The 17,096-nt window shown below is 67.5% G+C and carries 12 protein-coding genes; 5 read left to right on the top strand and 7 right to left on the bottom strand.

All coding sequences use genetic code 11. From position 1 onward, the window contains the following. Positions 1-42: 42 nt before the first annotated feature. On the bottom strand, positions 43-657 hold the full coding sequence (locus BAY15_RS01690) for a TetR/AcrR family transcriptional regulator (protein WP_068848394.1): 615 nt from the start codon (positions 655-657) through the stop codon (positions 43-45). Between the two features lie 102 nt (positions 658-759). Between BAY15_RS01690 and BAY15_RS01685 the strand changes: the two genes are divergently transcribed. The 3 genes from BAY15_RS01685 to BAY15_RS01675 are packed head-to-tail and all read left to right on the top strand — an operon-like array spanning position 760 to position 5,559. Continuing rightward, entirely contained in the window at positions 760-1,923 is a 1,164-nt protein-coding gene (locus BAY15_RS01685; RefSeq protein WP_068848392.1) for an isovaleryl-CoA dehydrogenase, read from the top strand. 10 nt (positions 1,924-1,933) lie between these two features. Continuing rightward, positions 1,934-3,544 carry a carboxyl transferase domain-containing protein gene (locus tag BAY15_RS01680; RefSeq protein ID WP_068848390.1) on the top strand — a complete coding sequence of 537 codons (1,611 nt, stop codon included), beginning with the start codon at positions 1,934-1,936 and terminating at the stop codon, positions 3,542-3,544. 32 nt (positions 3,545-3,576) lie between these two features. Beyond that, positions 3,577-5,559 carry an acetyl-CoA carboxylase biotin carboxylase subunit gene (locus BAY15_RS01675; protein ID WP_068854499.1) on the top strand — a complete coding sequence of 661 codons (1,983 nt, stop codon included), beginning with the start codon at positions 3,577-3,579 and terminating at the stop codon, positions 5,557-5,559. 43 nt (positions 5,560-5,602) lie between these two features. On the opposite strand, the gene BAY15_RS01670 is transcribed toward BAY15_RS01675, so the two are convergent. Both BAY15_RS01670 and BAY15_RS01665 read right to left on the bottom strand, forming a co-directional pair. Further along, a complete protein-coding gene (locus BAY15_RS01670; RefSeq protein ID WP_068848388.1) occupies positions 5,603-7,450 on the bottom strand; it encodes a putative peptide modification system cyclase in 1,848 nt (615 codons plus the stop codon). Next, positions 7,447-8,610: a putative peptide maturation dehydrogenase gene (locus tag BAY15_RS01665; protein WP_068848386.1), complete on the bottom strand. Its 1,164-nt coding sequence runs from the start codon at positions 8,608-8,610 to the stop codon at positions 7,447-7,449. Before BAY15_RS01665 ends, BAY15_RS01670 begins: the two co-directional genes overlap by 4 nt. Positions 8,611-8,750: 140 nt before the next feature. Here BAY15_RS01665 and BAY15_RS01660 point away from each other — a divergent pair, with 140 nt between their 5' ends. After that, complete coding sequence (locus BAY15_RS01660) at positions 8,751-9,053, top strand: NHLP-related RiPP peptide (RefSeq protein WP_068848384.1); 303 nt, start codon at positions 8,751-8,753, stop codon at positions 9,051-9,053. A gap of 6 nt (positions 9,054-9,059) precedes the next feature. Here BAY15_RS01660 and BAY15_RS01655 read toward each other — a convergent pair whose 3' ends face one another. The 4 genes from BAY15_RS01655 to aceB form a co-directional block, all read right to left on the bottom strand. Next, complete coding sequence (locus tag BAY15_RS01655) at positions 9,060-11,555, bottom strand: putative peptide modification system cyclase (protein WP_068848382.1); 2,496 nt, start codon at positions 11,553-11,555, stop codon at positions 9,060-9,062. Positions 11,556-11,567: 12 nt separating this feature from the next. Next, positions 11,568-12,611 (bottom strand): GGDEF domain-containing protein, encoded by a 1,044-nt coding sequence (locus BAY15_RS01650; RefSeq protein WP_068848380.1) that lies wholly within the window; start codon positions 12,609-12,611, stop codon positions 11,568-11,570. A 333-nt stretch (positions 12,612-12,944) separates the two neighbouring features. After that, positions 12,945-14,228: an isocitrate lyase gene (gene aceA, locus BAY15_RS01645; protein ID WP_068848379.1), complete on the bottom strand. Its 1,284-nt coding sequence runs from the start codon at positions 14,226-14,228 to the stop codon at positions 12,945-12,947. 62 nt (positions 14,229-14,290) lie between these two features. Continuing rightward, positions 14,291-15,940, bottom strand: a complete 1,650-nt coding sequence (gene aceB, locus BAY15_RS01640; RefSeq protein ID WP_068848377.1) for a malate synthase A — start codon at positions 15,938-15,940, stop codon at positions 14,291-14,293. A gap of 106 nt (positions 15,941-16,046) precedes the next feature. On the opposite strand from aceB, the gene BAY15_RS01635 reads away from it, so the two are divergent. Next, a complete protein-coding gene (locus BAY15_RS01635; RefSeq protein WP_068848374.1) occupies positions 16,047-17,015 on the top strand; it encodes a LysR family transcriptional regulator in 969 nt (322 codons plus the stop codon). Positions 17,016-17,096: the final 81 nt, after the last annotated feature.

Genomic DNA, 17,096 nt, shown 5'->3' with positions numbered 1-17,096 from the left:
GGCGGCGCTCTGCAAGCCGCCTCCCACTACCGCAATGCAGCATCAGACCTGGGAGGCGCCTGCAGCACGCAGGCAGAAAACGCAGATGGATTCGACCAGCGCGGTCTGGTCGCCGTGCGCATCGCGGCTGGGCGCGGTCGGGCCGACCAACGCTTCGGTGAACGCACCGACGATGCAGGCGGCCGCCACGTCGGTGTCCTGCGCAGGGAAACTGCCGGCTTCAACGCCATCGGCCACGATGCGGCGGAACACGTCACCGAACAGGCGGCGGCAGCGGATGCGCTCGGCTTCCACTTCCGGATCCACCGGTTCGGCGATGAAGGCGTAGGCCAGCCCGGGACCGGCCAGCGCGCGACGCACGAAGGCGGTGATCGCCCGGCGCAGGCGCTCGGGCGCGGGCAGCGGTTCGGCGGCGATGGCTTCGAAGATGCGCAGTTCGTGCTCGACCGCGTCGGTCAGCACCTCCACGAACAGCTCGGCCTTGGACGGGAAGTGCCGGTAGATCAGCCCGGTGGATACCCCCGCTTCGGCCGCCACGGCGGTGACCGGGGCATTCCGGTAGCCGCCGGCCGCCACCAGGCGCCGGGTGGCCAGCAGGATCCGCTCGCGGGCTCCGGCCAGGCGTTCTTCCATCAAAGCTGAGCGTTTATAGGCCATTTGCTGATTCTATGTTCAATTTTTGAATTTGTGTTCACTTTTACCCCCGGGAGGACTAGGCTGGGAGCATTCGACCCCTTCCAGCCGTTGCGGAGCCGCCTCATGCACGTCCCCACCATGAACTTCGACCTCGGCGAAGAGATCGACATGCTCCGCCAGAGCGTGGCCCATTTTGCCTCGGCCGAGATCGCGCCGCTGGCGGCCAAGGCCGATGAGGAAAACCTGTTCCCGCACCCGCTGTGGCGCAAGCTCGGCGAGCAGGGCCTGCTCGGCCTGACCGTGGAAGAAGAATACGGCGGCAGCGGCATGGGCTACCTGGCCCACGTGGTGGCGATGGAAGAAATTTCGCGCGCCTCCGGCGGCATCGGCCTGTCCTACGGCGCGCATTCGAACCTGTGCGTGAACCAGCTGCGCAAGAACGGCACCGAGGAGCAGAAGCAGCGCTTCCTGCCCGGCCTGTGCAGCGGCGAGAAGGTCGGCGCGCTGGCCATGAGCGAACCGGGCGCCGGTTCGGACGTGGTGTCGATGAAGCTGCGCGCGGACAAGCGCGGCGACCACTACGTGCTCAACGGCAACAAGATGTGGATCACCAACGGCCCGGATGCCGACGTGCTGGTGGTGTACGCCAAGACCGACGTGGAAGCCGGCGCCAAGGGCATCACCGCCTTCCTGGTCGAAAAGGGCATGAAGGGCTTCTCCACCGCGCAGAAGCTGGACAAGCTGGGCATGCGCGGCTCCAACACCTGCGAGCTGGTGTTCGAGGACTGCGAAGTGCCCGAAGCGAACGTGCTGGGCGCGGTCGGCGGTGGCGTGAACGTGCTGATGTCCGGCCTGGATTTCGAGCGCGTGGTGCTGTCCGGCGGCCCGCTGGGCCTGATGTCGGCCGCGATGGACGTGGTGATGCCGTACGTGCATGAGCGCAAGCAGTTCGGCCAGGCGATCGGCACGTTCCAGCTGATGCAGGCCAAGCTGGCCGACATGTACGTGGGCCTCAACGCCTGCCGCGCGTATGTGTATGCGGTGGCGCGCGCCTGCGACCTGGGCCGCACCACCCGCCAGGATGCGGCCGGTGCGATCCTGTATTCGGCCGAGAAGGCCACCTGGCTGACCGGCCAGGCGATCCAGATCCTGGGCGGCAACGGCTACATCAACGAATACCCCACCGGGCGCTTGTGGCGCGATGCCAAGCTGTATGAAATCGGCGCGGGCACCTCGGAAATCCGCCGCATGCTGATCGGCCGCGAACTGTTCCAGCGCACCAAGTAAGGACGAAGCCATGACGGTACTGAGCACCCAACTGCAACCGGGCAGCGAGAGCTTCGAGGCCAACCGCACTGCGTTGCAGGCGGTGGTCGACGACCTGCGCGCCACCCTGGCGCAGACCGCGCTGGGCGGCACGGAAGCGGCGCGGCAGAAACACACCGCGCGCGGCAAGCTGCTGGTGCGCGACCGCATCGATGCCCTGCTCGACCCGGGCAGCGCGTTCCTGGAGATCGCACCATTGGCGGCGCACGGCATGTATGGCGACAGCATCGCCAGCGCAGGCGCGGTGGCCGGCATTGGTCGGGTGTCCGGGGTGGAATGCGTGATCGTGGCCAACGATGCCACGGTCAAGGGCGGCACCTATTACCCGATGACGGTGAAGAAGCACCTGCGCGCGCAGGAGGTGGCCGAACAGAACCGGCTGCCGTGCATCTACCTGGTGGATTCCGGTGGCGCGTTCCTGCCGCTGCAGGACGAGGTGTTCCCGGACCGCGACCATTTCGGCCGGATCTTCTACAACCAGGCCAACCTGTCGGCGCAGGGCATTCCGCAGATCGCCTGCGTGATGGGTTCGTGCACCGCCGGCGGCGCCTACGTGCCGGCGATGAGCGATGAAACGGTGATCGTGCGCGAGCAGGGCACCATCTTCCTGGGCGGCCCGCCGCTGGTGAAGGCCGCCACCGGTGAAGTGGTCACCGCCGAGGAACTAGGCGGTGCCGATGTGCACACGCGCATTTCCGGGGTGGCCGACCACATGGCCGACAACGACCTGCAGGCACTGGCCCGGGTGCGCGCGATCATCGCCCAGCTCAACTGGCGCAAGCCCGAGCCGGCGCTGGCGGTGCAGGCGCCGGTGGAACCGCGCTACCCGGCGCAGGAACTGTACGGGGTGATCCCGGCCGACACGCGCAAGCCCTACGACGTGCGCGAGGTGATCATGCGCCTGGTGGACGATTCGCGCTTCGACGAATTCAAGCCGCGCTACGGCAACACGCTGGTGACCGGCTTCGCGCACCTGCACGGCTACCCGGTGGGGATCATCGCCAACAACGGCATCCTGTTCTCCGAATCGGCACTCAAGGGCGCGCACTTCATCGAGCTGTGCACCCAGCGCGGCATTCCGCTGGTGTTCCTGCAGAACATCACCGGCTTCATGGTCGGGCGCAAGTACGAACACGGCGGCATCGCCAAGGACGGAGCCAAGCTGGTGATGGCGGTGGCCTGCGCCAAGGTGCCCAAGTTCACGGTGGTGATCGGCGGTTCGTTCGGCGCCGGCAACTACGGCATGTGCGGCCGCGCCTACTCGCCCAACTTCCTGTGGATGTGGCCGAACGCGCGCATCGGCGTGATGGGCGGCGAGCAGGCGGCCAGCGTACTGGCCACGGTGAAGCGTGATGGCATTGAAGCCAAGGGCGGGCAGTGGTCGGCGCAGGACGAAGACACCTTCAAGAGCCCGATCCGCGACCAGTTCGAGCAGCAGGGCCACCCCTACTACGCCAGCGCGCGGTTGTGGGATGACGGCGTGATCGACCCGGCCGACACCCGCCGCGTGCTGGGCCTGGCCTTGTCGGCCAGCCTCAACGCCCCGGCCCGCAAGACCGATTTCGGCGTGTTCCGGATGTGATCCGGCCCCCTGGCATGCGCAACGAGACTTCCATGTTCACCAAGATCCTGATCGCCAACCGTGGCGAAATCGCCTGCCGCGTCATCGCCACCTGCCAGCGCCTGGGCATTGCCACGGTGGCGGTGTACTCCGACGCCGACCGCGATGCACGCCATGTGCGCCTGGCCGACGAGGCCGTGGGCATCGGCCCGGCACCGGCGCGCGAAAGCTACCTGCGCGCCGACGCCATCCTGGACGCCGCGCGCCGCACCGGCGCGCAGGCGATCCACCCCGGTTACGGCTTCCTGTCGGAAAACGCGGACTTCGCCCAGGCCTGCGCCGAGGCGGGCATCGTGTTCATCGGCCCGTCTGCGGCGGCGATCCGCGCGATGGGCGACAAGAGCGCGGCCAAGGCGCTGATGGCGCAGGCCGGCGTGCCGCTGACCCCGGGCTACCACGGCGACGCGCAGGAACCGGCGTTCCTGCGCGAACAGGCCGACGGCATCGGCTACCCGGTGCTGATCAAGGCCAGCGCCGGCGGCGGTGGCAAGGGCATGCGCAAGGTGGACGACAGCGCGGCCTTCACGGAGGCGCTGGCCAGCTGCCAGCGCGAGGCGCAGTCCGCCTTCGGCAACGCGCACGTGCTGGTGGAAAAGTACGTGGAGCGCCCGCGCCATATCGAGATCCAGGTGTTTGGCGACAGCCACGGCAACGTGGTGTACCTGTTCGAGCGCGACTGCTCGGTGCAGCGCCGCCACCAGAAGGTGCTGGAAGAAGCACCTGCGCCGGGCATGACGCCCGAGCGCCGCGCCGCCATGGGCAAGGCCGCGGTGGATGCCGCGCGCGCGGTGAATTACGTGGGCGCCGGCACGGTGGAGTTCATCGCCGGGCCCGACGGCGATTTCTATTTCATGGAAATGAACACCCGCCTGCAGGTGGAGCACCCGGTGACCGAGTGCATCACCGGTACCGACCTGGTGGAGTGGCAGCTGCGCGTGGCCAGCGGCGCGCCGCTGCCGCTGCAGCAGGAACAGCTGCAGATCAGCGGCCATGCGCTGGAAGCGCGGCTGTATGCCGAAGATGCCGACAAGGGGTTCCTGCCTTCCACCGGCACCCTGCGCCACCTGCGCCTGCCGTCCGGCAGCGCGCACGTGCGCGTGGATGCGGGTGTGGAACAGGGCGATGCGATCACCCCGTTCTACGACCCGATGATTGCCAAGCTGATCGTGTGGGATGTGGACCGCGATGCCGCGCTACGCCGCATGCAGCAGGCGCTGGCCGAGTGCGAAGTGGTGGGCGTGACCACCAACGCCGCGTTCCTGCGCCGGCTGGTGATGACCGATTCGTTCGCCAACGCGAAGCTGGATACCGCGTTGATCGAACGCGAGCAGGCCGCACTGGCGCCCCATCAGGGCGATACCGACCCTGCCCTGTGGGCGCTGGCGGCCGTAGCTGCGATGGCGACGGACGCAGCGGCGCCTGTGGATGCGCGCGACCCGCACTCGCCGTGGCAGGCGCGCGATGGCTGGCGGCTGGGCCAGCGTGCGGCGCGGCGGCTGACGCTGGAGCATCGTGGCCACCAGCAGGTGCTGGCCGTTGAAGGCCATGGCGAGGCGTGGTCGATCGAGGTGGGCGGCACCACGGTATCGGCGCAGGGCCGGATGGTGGGCGAGCGGCTGGCACTGCAGGTGGGAGAGCGCCTGCACCGCGCCCGCGTGGTGCGCGATGGCAGCGAGCTGTACCTGTTCGGCAACGATGGCGTGCAGCGCTTCACCCTGCATGACCCGGTGAGCGAAGCGGACCACGCTGTAGCGGACGCCGGCAGCCTGGTCGCACCGATGCCGGGCCGCATCGTGGCCACGCTGCTGGCACCGGGCACGCAGGTGGTACGCGGTACCCCGTTGCTGGTGCTGGAGGCGATGAAGATGGAGCACACCCTGCAGGCCCCGGCCGATGGCACGGTGCAGGGGTACCGGGTCAAGGCCGGCGACCAGGTGGCCGATGGCGCGGTGCTGGTGGATTTCGAAGCCACGTAACCGCGTCGCCGAACGAAGAACGGTGCCGGACAACGACGCACACTCACCGCCGCAACGTAGCGTCCGACACCGTGTCATGCACGTTCAATGCCTGCATCAACTGGGTGTTGGCAACCTCCGCGATCGCCCTGCCCCGGTTCTCGAACAGCCATTCGTTCTGCTTCTGGAACTGCTCACCATCGCCCAGCAGGCGGTACGCCTCGCGCAGCGCCACATGCGCCTGCACCGGTTCGCTGCCATCCATCATCGGCTGAAGCAGCGCCACGGCCTGCTGCGGTGCACCCCGGCCGATTTCCTGCATGGCCAGCACCATGGTGCGCCACTTTCCGATCACCGGGTTCTTCTGCTGCACCACCTGCGCGTCGTACTCGGCCAGCAGCCGGTTGGCCAGTACGTGGTCGCCCTGGCGCTGGGCCAGGTAAATCAGCGACAGCAGGCGCAGGATGCGGTCGGGCGTGCTCGGATCGGTGGTCGCGGCCAGCAGCGGGCGCAGCTCGGTGGCGATATCGGCCAGCGCCTTGGCTTCGCCCTGCTCGCACGCGGTATCCACCACGGCCCGCATGAGCGCGGCATGTACGTGGAAATCGGCCGACTCCGGTGCCGCTTCCGATGACAGCGCCGTGCGCATGCCCGTGCAGTCATCCTGGTCAGCCGCCAGCAGCAGCCGCACCCGCACGTTCATCAGCGCCTGCAGTTCGTCGCGCGGCTTGCCCAGCTGGGCAAGTACCGCTTGTGCGTCCCCGTACCGGCGCATGGCGATCAGCACGTCGGCGCGTGGATCGCTGGCCGCCCGCCCGGTCAACGTTTCGGACCATCTGAAACTGCGCAGCGCATCATCAAAGCGGTTGGTACCCAGCTGGATCCACCCCAGCTGCGCGATGGTGTAGGCACGCATCGGGTTCTGCGGTACTGCGGCGCCGACGGCGTAGCGCTCTGCCTCTTCGTAGCGGTTGTCGGTCAGCAGGTACCAGGAGGTGTTGGCCAGGCCGGCAAAGGAATCGGGATAGACATCGGCCAACACGCGCCAGTCGTCCAGCGGCCACGCGTCCGCGCTCAGCTCGTTGCGCCAGGCCTTGAGGTAGAGCCGTTCGCGGTGCGGCAGGCGCTGGCTCACCGCCAGCGCGCGGGCCAGGTGCGGCTGCGCTTCGGCACGCTGGTCCAGACGCACCAGAAGCCTGGCGAGGCCGATATGGGCCATGGCGAAATCCGGGTCGGCATCAATGGCCGCCTCATACAGCTTGGCCGATTCGGAAAAGCGCCGACGGCCGAGGGCGCTTTCTGCCAGCGCGAACGACTTCAGCGCCTGCAGGTTGGCAGTGGAGGCCTGCGGCAGCGGCACCGACTGCTGCACTGACGCCACCGATTCACCGAGCCCGGCACGCAGCTGGCCCACCACGTCGTCCACCGCCGCCATCACCTCGGACGAGGTGCCGGCCTTCGCGCGGTAGCTGCGCACCACGGCGCGGCGGTTCGGATCGATCAGGTCCACGCTCACCAGGTAGTGCCCACGGGACTGGCGGATGGCCGGCGCCACGACCATTCGGGCGCCCTCGCGCGCCGCCACGTCGCTGGCCAGCTCACGGTCCAGCCCGCGCCCGGAGGGGATCCGCAGCAGGCCACGCGATTCGGTCACCCTGCTGGTGGACAGCACGTTGACGTAACGCGACTGCTCCAGGCTCATCAACACCGCGCGCTGCAGCGAGTCGTCGAACAACGCCTTGCCGCTCGCGTTGTCCACGTCGGCCAGCACCACCCAGTCGCGTTCTGCAAACGCGATGGCCGGCTCTGGTCGCAACAGCATCCAGGCGCCTGCGCCGACCATCGCCAGCGCCACCAGGGCGACCAGCGCCGCCGATCGGCGCCAGCGTGGGGATCGGGGAGCCGGCTTCACGGCCCGGTTTTCCAGGTATGCCCGGCGGGATCCATCTCCGGCGTCCGCATCTGCTCCGAGCGCCAGCCAAAGCCGCACACGGCCAACGGGCCTTCCCGCATCGGATCGAGGCCCAGTACCTGCTCCACCTCTTCTTCGTTGATGGCGGCGGTGACGAACGCGCCCAGCCCGTAGGCCGTGGCCTGCGTATAGAAGGCCTGTGAGATGTGGCCGGCGTCGAGGGTCACCGCGCGATAGGCCTTGGCGTGGTTGCGGTACTTCCAGAAGTTGCGTTCAAAGCGGCAGACCAGGATCACCAGCGCATGCGCATCGGCGAACCAGCTCTGGCCAGCCAGCAGCCGATGGGCAAAGGCCGGCAACGCCGGGGGTTGTACAGGCAAGCGGGCAAGCTCGTGCGCGACGGCATGGTAGTGATGGAGACCAGGCTCCAGGCCTTCGACGTTCTGGACCAGCACATACGCTTCAATCGGGTGCAGGCCACCGGCGGACGCCACGTTCTTCTTCAGGAAGCGCACGCCGGGCTCCGGTTCCACATGGGCGCTGGCCAGCAGGACCTCTCCCAGCATGCCTGCGAGCAGCGCCAAGGGCAGCGGCCGGGACGTGTCGAAATTCCTGCATGTGGTGCGGCGCAGGAGCAACCCGTCCAGGAACCGGTCGCCCAATGGCGGCAGCGCGACCGCGCCGGGCAGGCGCGGCGGCGCCTCCGCGGGAGGATTGCCCAGCTTGCGTACCAGGTCCTGCGCCGTGACCATCTGGCTGCGCTCCATCTCCTCCACGCTGTCCACGCCGGTCCAGCGCGACAGCCGGTGGAACAAGGCCGCCACCGACCACCAGTGGGATGCCCTGAGCGTGGTGTCGGCGGCCGCATGCACCGCATGGTCGGCCGAATCGCTCACCAGCACCCCTTCCGCCACCAGCCGCATGACGCGGGCACGCGCCTCGGCCGAGGTCGGCAAGGGCTGCCAGGTTTCGGCACTGCAGGCGAGCAGCAGCGCGGCATCGTCCGGCGTGATCGGAACGGGACCGTCCAGGTGGGGCGCCATGGCCACGACGCGCTGCTCGTAGTGCAAGCCGGTCCCGCCGGCCAGCAGGTCCTGCAGGCGGAACCCGGGGGTTTCCCGAGGCTCGAGGAACAGGGTCTGGCAGCGGCGATACTGCATGGCGAAGGTCTATGATCCACCGGGGCGAGCCGCACTATAGCCGGCCGGTTCGATGGCTTGCACCCAACTTCCGGCAGGCTCAATCCAGCGTCGCGGCTGCCGATAACCTCCTGTCACCCCTCCAACACCGGGCCTTTCAAATGACTTCGACGAACACCCCTCTGCCGGAAGATACCGTCCAGCGTCTGATGGACCTTCTGATCAATGACGATGCGTTCCGCGCGGCTTTCTCCGCCAATCCTTCGAAGGCGCTGGCGACCCTCGGCGTGGATGAGGAAGCCACCAGGGACTGCTGCGATCCGCTCACCACGCTCGCGACGAAAGAAGAGTTCAAGGCGCTGCGCGAAAAGCTGGCCAAGCACCTTCAGGTCAACTCGCCGTTCCGCGTTGTGTTCTGCTTCGAGGCGGGTCGTGCGTCGTCGCAGCTGGGCGACGATGCCTGATGCGGGTCAGAGGGCAGCGACACGTTGCGTGTCGCTGCTCTGCAGGCGTCTTGCATCATCCAGATTCAGGGACTGCAGGACGTAACTGCTGATTTCTTCGGCGTAGGCGCGACCGCGTTGCTGATCCAGCCAGTCACGCTGCTTCTTCTGGCCGGCCTTGTCGCCGAGGGCCTCATAGGCGTCATGCAGCACGACGTGCACCTGGTAAAGCTCATCGCCGTGGACGAACGGCTCGAGTGACTTCACCGCGCTTTCCGGCCGACCATCCTCTACGTCCAGCACGCCCTGCACGAGCGCCCAAAGCTGGCTTGCCCGGGGCTCGTCGTCTTTCTGCACCAGCCCTTTCAGCACGCCGGATCGAGCCCGGACGGCTCCCGAATGACCGGCGCGGACCGCGTGGTACGCCGTGGCCAGAATGAACAGCACGCTTTCCCTTCGCGAGGCTGCGTCCTGCTGCTCGGCCTTCTTCAGCCACAGATCCAGGATTGCCGCATACGATTCCTTGGGCGTCGGGTTCCCGGTCAACCTACGCTGGTGAAGCGCGATGACATCCAGCACGCGGCAGACTTCCACGACTTCGCTGCACTGGGACTGGGCGCGTTCGATCAGCTCGTTTGCTTCCACGAACCGGCCTTGGTCAACGAGCGCGCTGGAGCGTTCGATCTGCTCGCCGGGTCCGCGCAGCGGACGGCGCGCGAAGATTTCCTCGGAGGCTGGATAGTCCTTTGCCGCCGCCAGGCTCAGCGCCCACCATACGTCGCTGGCGCCGCGGTCCATTGCAGCCGTTTCCTTGAACATGCGCTGCGCCTCGCCCACATCGGCAACGGCCAGGTGGATGCGCCCGACGAAGTTCTGCGCGAGGCCTTTCTGGGGATTCTGGGCGAGCAGGAGTGGCCGCGCTGCTGCGAGCGCGGCATCGTACTTGCCCATCACGTACAGGGCACTGGAGTAATTCATGTGCCCGGCGTAATCGTCCGGGTACAGCTCCGTCAACATCCGCCACTGCTCGGCCACCGCGGGCATGGCGGCACCGGCGAACTGCGACCCCCACGCCTGCAGATACAGCCGCTCGCGCGGCGTAAGGCGGTCTGGAAGCCCGTTGGCCGTGTTGAACAGGCTGCGCGCCTCTTCGAGGTGGCCCTGCCCGTAGCGGATGCGCATCATGCCTACGTAGGCGAACGCAAAGCCGGGATCGACAGTGGCGGCCTGCTTGAAGAACATCAGCGCACTATCGAAATCCTGCGTCGACATCGCAGCCAGACCCTTGGCGTAAGCATGCAGCGCATCGATGCTGGGGGTCGCGACCTTGGGCAACGGTGCCGAGTCGCGCGAGATGTCTTCCATCGCCTCGCCAAGGTCATCGCGCAGCGCGGCAACGACCTGGTCGGCAGAGGTCAACACCGATTCCAGCCCGCGCCCGTCGGCAGAGTGGGAGTAGACGGTGTTGCCATTGGCGGGATCGATGACCTCAACGGTCACGCGCAGCTTGCCGTTGATTTCCAGCACCGACGGCATGATCACCGCCCGCGCTCCATCGCGCATCGCCACCTCGATCGCGGTCTGCCGGTCCAGCAGCGACCCGTCGGGTTTGCGCATCAGGGCCAGCGTTTCACGGACCTTGATATCGCTGAGCACGTTGACGTGGCGCGACTGCCCCAGGCTGATCCTGAAGGCCTGGTCCAGGCTGTCATCGAGCAGGCGCTCGTCCGTCAGGTTGCGCACCTCTCCCACCACGACCCAGTCGCGTTCGGCAAACGCGATGGCCGGGGCCGGCCGAAGCAGCAGCCAGCCGCCCACCACCACCGTGGCCAACACCAGTACCTCGGCCGCCAGCGCGGCAGGCTGACGCCAGAGCGGAATGTCACGGCGCGCCTTGGTTGATCCACGCGGCATGCGCAGCGGCGCCGCCCCGATCTCCCCCACCTCGTAGACTTCCTGGGTGGCGGGGATGCCTTTGAAGCGCCAGCGCCCGTGCGACTTCCAGACCAGCCGCTCGGCGCGTTCGCCCAGGGTGGATGTGGCGCGATGGGTGAGTGACTCGGCGACGGCCGACAGCAGGATCTGCCCTGGCCTTGCCAGCATCATCAACCGTGCCGCCATCGGCTTGGCCAGGCCCTCGACTTCGACCGACTTGGCGCCGGCCTTCACCGCTTCGGCGCTGTTTTCCCAGGTAAGGACTTCACCCACGTGCAGGCCGGCGCGGGCGCGCAGCTCGAGCTTCTGCGCCTGGCCCAGCGCCTTCAGTTCCCGCTGGTAGTCCAGCGCGAAACCCAGGCCATCAATGGCGCGTTCGAACAACAGGAACAGGCCATCGGAACGGTCGATCTGCTGGCCATTCCATTGCTGTTGCAGCGTCAGCACCAGCCGGTCGTGCTGCTGGAACAGCTCGGCTGCGGCGCTGTCGCCGATGCGTTCCACCAGGATCAGCGAATCGCACAGATCGGTGAACAGCAGTGCGCGCAGCTGTGGGGCCTGGGTCGACGTTCCGTTGTCACCGTTCATTCGGATTCCCCGTCAGGGAGTGGCGATCGCATCATGCGACCAATACGAGCGGTTGCCGCCTTGCCGCTTGGCTTCGTAGAGCGCATTGTCGGCGCGGGCGTACCACCCGCTCCAGTCACCATCGGCCTCCAGCAGGCTCATTCCGATGCTGACCGGGCAGACATGCGGATGGCCGCCGGCCCGGCTCATCAGGCCATGCACCGCGCCGAGGATGAACTCGGCGGCATGCTGCACGGCTTCTGCGTTGGCGTCGCGCAGCAGCAGGCAGAACTCATCCCCGCCCAACCGGCAGGCACGATCCTGTTCGGTGGCTACCGAGCGAAGGATGTTGGCCACGCTCTGCAGCACACGGTCGCCGGCCTGGTGGCCGTACTCATCGTTGACCTGCTTGAAGTGGTCGCAGTCGATCAGCAGCAGGCCCTGCGGCGCGCCGTTGTCATGGTTGCGGCATTCCTGCAGGTACAAGGCCAGGCCGCGGCGGTTGTGCAGGCCGGTCAACTCGTCGGTACGCACCAGTTCGCGGGTGTGGGTGAGCTGGTGGGTGGTGACGTAGAGGTTGTCCAGCGCGGTTTCGAGGTCGTGGTTGCGCCGGCGCAGCTGCCGGATCAGCACCTGTTCGTTGCTCACCACGCGCATGATCGTGCGGCGCAGGAAGTAGGCCACCAGGCCCGGGTCGCGGTCGACCAGGCGCTGGAAATCGGTGTGGTCCAGTTCCAGCACCAGCGAATCGGTGGTGGCGCGCGCGTCGGCGCTGCGCGGGTGGTCGCCGATCAGCAGGCCCAGTTCGCCGAAGAACTCATGCTGGCCCAGCGTCTTGACCACCAGGTCTTCGCCGAAATCCAGCTCAATGGCACCGGTGACGATGACATACATGGTGCTGCCGGCCTGGTTGCGCAGGAACAGGTGCTCGCCGGCGCGCAGCGCGCGATGCTGGCCGAATTCGGCAAACAGGGCGAATTCGCCGGCGCTCAGGACAGCGTGCACGATCTCAGCCATCGCGGTCTGCGCGATGTCTGACGCTCGTTCGCACACATTCGTCGCAAGCTTGCCGGTCATTCCCGTACACCCGCTTCCCAGCGTTCCCCGGTGAGCGAATGAGGATAGCACCCCTTAAAAGTGTGCGCCTCATCCCATTTCCATGCCCCGGCGCCCGGATTTCTCCGGCGCTCCGGCCCAGTCTTCCCCAACGCAGCGACCGGATTGAACCGGCCATCCCCTACCGCATGGAGCCTTTTGCGGACCGTGGCATCTGGCGGGGGCATATAAAAGAAGGGCCACCCCTACAGGGGCGGCCTTCTTCGGGGTGAGTTCCCGGGGATCCGGCCAACGGCCGGGGTTACCCGGGTGGCGCGGCCACCCGGCGGCGGCCGCAGCCGCCGATTCCGGACGTCACGCCGCCCGGAATTGTTCCTCTTCGGTAGAGCCGGCCAGGGCGGTGGTGGAGGACTGGCCCTGCTGGATGGCCTGGGTGACGGCGTCGAAGTAGCCGGTGCCGACCTCGCGCTGGTGCTTGACCGCGGTGAAGCCACGGTCGGCGGCGGCGAATTCGGCTTCCTGCAGTTCCACGAAGGCGCTCATCTGGCGGCGGGCGTAGCCGTGGGCCAGGTTGAACATGGAGTAGTTCAGGGCGTGGAAGCCGGCCAGGGTGATGAACTGGAACTTGTAACCGTACCTGGCGATTTCCTTCTGGAACGTCGCAATGGTGGCGTCGTCCAGGTTCTTCTTCCAGTTGAAGCTGGGCGAGCAGTTGTAGGCCAGCAGCTTGCCCGGGTACTTCGCGTGGATGGCTTCGGCGAATTTACGCGCGAATTCCAGGTCCGGCTTGCCGGTCTCGCACCAGATCAGGTCGGCATAGGGGGCGTAGGCCAGGCCGCGGCTGATGGCCTGGTCCAGGCCGTTGCGGGTCTTGTAAAAGCCTTCCACGGTGCGCTCGCCGGTGGCGAAGGGCTGGTCGTTGGCGTCGATGTCGCTGGTCAGCAGGTCGGCGGCTTCGGCGTCGGTGCGGGCCACCAGCAGGGTGGGCACGCCCAGTACGTCGGCGGCCAGGCGCGCGGCATTCAACTTCTCGATGGCCTCGCGGGTGGGCACCAGCACCTTGCCGCCCATGTGCCCGCACTTCTTCACCGAGGCCAGCTGGTCTTCAAAGTGCACGCCGGCCGCGCCGGCTTCGATCATCGCCTTCATCAGCTCGAAGGCGTTGAGCACGCCGCCGAAGCCGGCTTCGGCATCGGCCACGATGGGCTGCAGGAAGTCGATGTCGTCCTTGCCTTCGGCGTGGTGCAGCTGGTCGGCGCGCAGCAGAGTGTTGTTGATGCGCTTGACCACGGCCGGCACCGAATCGGCCGGGTACAGCGACTGGTCGGGGTACATCTGGCCGGCCAGGTTGGCATCGGCGGCGACCTGCCAGCCGGACAGGTAGATGGCGTTGAGGCCGGCCTTGACCTGCTGCATGGCCTGGTTGCCGGTCAGCGCGCCGAGCGCGTTGACGAAGTCCTTTTCATGCAGGTACTTCCACAGCTTCTCCGCGCCCAGCCGGGCCAGCGAATGCTCCACGTGCACGGTGCCGCGCAGGCGCACCACGTCGGCGGCGCTGTAGTTGCGCTGGATGCCGGCCCAGCGCGGGTCGGTGTTCCATTCGTGCTGGATCTGTTCGGCGGTCGGCAGCTTGGTCATGGCAATTCTCCAGGGGATGAACATCGAAAGCGGTAGCGCCGGGCCCTGCCCGGCTGAGCGGGTCAATCGATCCTGTCGTAGGCCGGCAAGGTCAGGAAATCGGTCAGTTCATTGCGGCGGCTCAGCTCACCGAGCAGGGCGATGGCCTCCTCGATCCGCGCCCCGCCCGGCAGCGCGCTGCGCTCGCCCAGGCGCGCCGGCAGTGCGGCCAGGGTGGCGTCGAGCAGGGCCAGGTCGATGGCGGTGCCGTCGTCCAGGTGCTGGCCGGGCACGTGCAGCCACTGCCACAGCTGGCTTCGGCTGATCTCGGCGGTGGCCGCGTCTTCCATCAGGTGGTGGATGGGAACGCAGCCGTTGCCGTCCAGCCAGGCGGCCAGGTAGCGCACGCACACTTCCACGTTGCCCTCGAACCCGGCGCGGGTGATGGTGCCGGTGGGCGCGGCGATCAGCTCGTCGCGGCCCACCCGCACGTCGCGGCGCAGCACCGCGTGCTGGTTGGGGCCGGGCATGTGCGCGTCGAAGATGGCCTGCGCCACCGGAATCAGCGCCGGGTGCGCCACCCAGGTGCCGTCGTGGCCGGCGGTGACTTCGCGCAGCTTGTCGGCGCGCACCCGCGCCATGGCCTGTTCGTTGGCGGCGGCATCATGGTTGATCGGGATCTGCGCGGCCATGCCGCCCATCGCGTGGGCGCCACGGCGGTGGCAGGTCTGGATCAGCAGTTCCGAATAGGCCTTCAGGAACGGCTGGGTCATGGTCACCTGGCCGCGTTCGGGCAGCACCTTGTCGGCGTGCTTACGGAAGGTCTTGATGTAGGAAAAGATGTAATCCCAGCGGCCGCAGTTCAGGCCGACGATGCGGTCGCGCAGCGCGTGCAGGATCTCGTCCATTTCGAACACCGCCGGCAGCGTTTCGATCAGCACGGTGACCTTGATCTGGCCATGCGGCAGGCCGAGCATGCCTTCGATGTGCGACAGCGCGGTTTCCCACAGCGCGGCCTCTTCCATCGACTGCAGCTTGGGCAGGTAGAAGTAAGGGCCGCGCTGGCGGCACATGAGGGTGCGGGCGTTGTGGAAGGCGAACACGGCCGCGTCGAACAGGCCGCCGGCCAGCGGCTGGCCATCGATGCGCACGTGCTTTTCATCCAGGTGCCAGCCGCGCGGGCGCACGATCAGCACGGCCTGTTCGTCGAGCGGGCGCAGCGCGTAGTGCTTGCCGGGCTTGCCGTCCGTGCCGGGCGCGGTGTGGGTGAGGTCGCCGCGCACTGCGCCGATCAGCGCCTGCTGGCCGGCCAGCAGGTTGCGCCAGGCCGGGGCGGTGGAATCCTCGAAATCGGCCATGAACACCTTGGCACCGGAGTTCAGCGCGTTGATGACCATCTTCGGGTCGGTCGGGCCGGTGATCTCGACGCGGCGGTCCTGCAGGGCGTCGGGGATGGGCGCCACGCGCCAGTCCTCGCTGCGGATGGCGGCGGTGTCGGTGCGGAAATCCGGCAGGCCGCCGCCGTCGAAGAAGGCCTGGCGCTCACGGCGGGCCTGCAGGCGGCGCTGGCGTTCGGGTTCCACCGCGCGGTGCAGCGACACCAGCAGCGCCAATACCCCCGCCGGCAGCAGGGCCGACTGGCCGGCAAGCTGGGTGGTCAGGGCGATGCCCGGGGTGGGCGGGGCATCGGCCGGGGTGGGCTGGGCGGTGGCGAAGGCGGCGACAGCGGACATGTCCAACTCCTGCGTTGCGGGTGATGCCACCGTGCGCCGGAGTGTGGTATTTGACAAAACAGTTATCGCAATGCTTTACATAAGCTGCGCTTATATTCGTTACGCCATGCCCACACCCAAGCCGCCAAGTCCCCGTTTTTCCTACAAGTCTGACCGGCTCAAGCCGCTGCGGGCGTTCTGCCAGACGGTGCGATTGGGCTCAGTCTCACGTGCGGCTGAGGCGCTGTTCGTCAGCCAGCCGGCGATAAGCCAGCAGTTGCAGGCGCTGGAACGCGAATTGGGGGTGGGCCTGTTCGAGCGCAGCGGGCGGCGGCTGGTGCCCAGCCGCGAGGGCCAGCTGCTGTTTGAAATGGCCCAGCCGCTGGTGGAAAGCCTGGACGGGCTGGAGGCCAGCTTCCGCGACAAGGTCAAAGGGCTGGATGCGGGCGAGCTCAACATTGCCGCCAACAGCTCCACCATCCTGTACCTGCTGCCGCGCATCGTGGAGCGCTTCCGCCAGCGCCATCCGGACGTGCGCCTGACCCTGCACAACGCGATCAGCGCCGATGGCACCGACCTGCTGCGCAGCGATGCGGCCGACCTGGCGGTGGGCTCGATGACCGATGTACCGGCCGACCTGAGCTATGCGCCGGCCTACCGCTTCGAGCAGGTGCTGATCGCCCCGCCCGACCACCCGCTGGCCACCGCGCCGGAGCTGACCCTTCAGGCGATCTCGGCCTACCCGCTGGTGCTGCCGCCCAAGCGGCAGATCACCTACCGGCTGGTGGACCAGGTGTTCCAGCGCCAGCGGGTGCCGTACACGGTGGCGCTGGAGGTGGGCGGCTGGGAGGTGATCAAGCAGTACGTAGCGATGGGCATGGGCATTTCCATCGTGCCGGCGCTGTGCCTCAACGATGCCGACCGCGGCCGCCTGGTAACGCGCTCGATGAGCGCGTGGTTCCCCGAGCGCAGCTATGGGGTGATCGTGCGCCGGGGCCGCTTCCTGTCGCCGCAGGCGCGCGCCTTCATCGAGCTGATCCAGCCGGACCTGTTCAGTCCGCGCAGCTATGATGAAAGCGGTCATTCCGAACGCTGATGCGCTTGACTCAACCATCTATTCAAACGTGCCCATTCTCACTAGATTACCCAGACTGAGCTTGCGGGACTGGAATGAGTT

Origin of the sequence: Stenotrophomonas rhizophila (assembly GCF_001704155.1) — a bacterium.
Taxonomy (GTDB): Bacteria; Pseudomonadota; Gammaproteobacteria; order Xanthomonadales; family Xanthomonadaceae; genus Stenotrophomonas; species Stenotrophomonas rhizophila_A.
This window is presented reverse-complemented; position numbering and strand designations above follow the sequence as displayed.

Excerpts from the sequence above, each read along its gene's own strand:
- aceA (WP_068848379.1), bottom strand. The coding sequence starts at position 14,228 with ATGACCAAGCTGCCGACCGCCGAACAGATCCAGCACGAATGGAACACC.
- BAY15_RS01690 (WP_068848394.1), bottom strand. The coding sequence starts at position 657 with ATGGCCTATAAACGCTCAGCTTTGATGGAAGAACGCCTGGCCGGAGCC.
- BAY15_RS01675 (WP_068854499.1), top strand. The coding sequence starts at position 3,577 with ATGTTCACCAAGATCCTGATCGCCAACCGTGGCGAAATCGCCTGCCGC.
- BAY15_RS01680 (WP_068848390.1), top strand. The coding sequence starts at position 1,934 with ATGACGGTACTGAGCACCCAACTGCAACCGGGCAGCGAGAGCTTCGAG.
- BAY15_RS01660 (WP_068848384.1), top strand. The coding sequence starts at position 8,751 with ATGACTTCGACGAACACCCCTCTGCCGGAAGATACCGTCCAGCGTCTG.
- BAY15_RS01665 (WP_068848386.1), bottom strand. The coding sequence starts at position 8,610 with ATGCAGTATCGCCGCTGCCAGACCCTGTTCCTCGAGCCTCGGGAAACC.
- BAY15_RS01685 (WP_068848392.1), top strand. The coding sequence starts at position 760 with ATGCACGTCCCCACCATGAACTTCGACCTCGGCGAAGAGATCGACATG.
- BAY15_RS01650 (WP_068848380.1), bottom strand. The coding sequence starts at position 12,611 with ATGACCGGCAAGCTTGCGACGAATGTGTGCGAACGAGCGTCAGACATC.
- BAY15_RS01655 (WP_068848382.1), bottom strand. The coding sequence starts at position 11,555 with ATGAACGGTGACAACGGAACGTCGACCCAGGCCCCACAGCTGCGCGCA.
- aceB (WP_068848377.1), bottom strand. The coding sequence starts at position 15,940 with ATGTCCGCTGTCGCCGCCTTCGCCACCGCCCAGCCCACCCCGGCCGAT.
- BAY15_RS01635 (WP_068848374.1), top strand. The coding sequence starts at position 16,047 with ATGCCCACACCCAAGCCGCCAAGTCCCCGTTTTTCCTACAAGTCTGAC.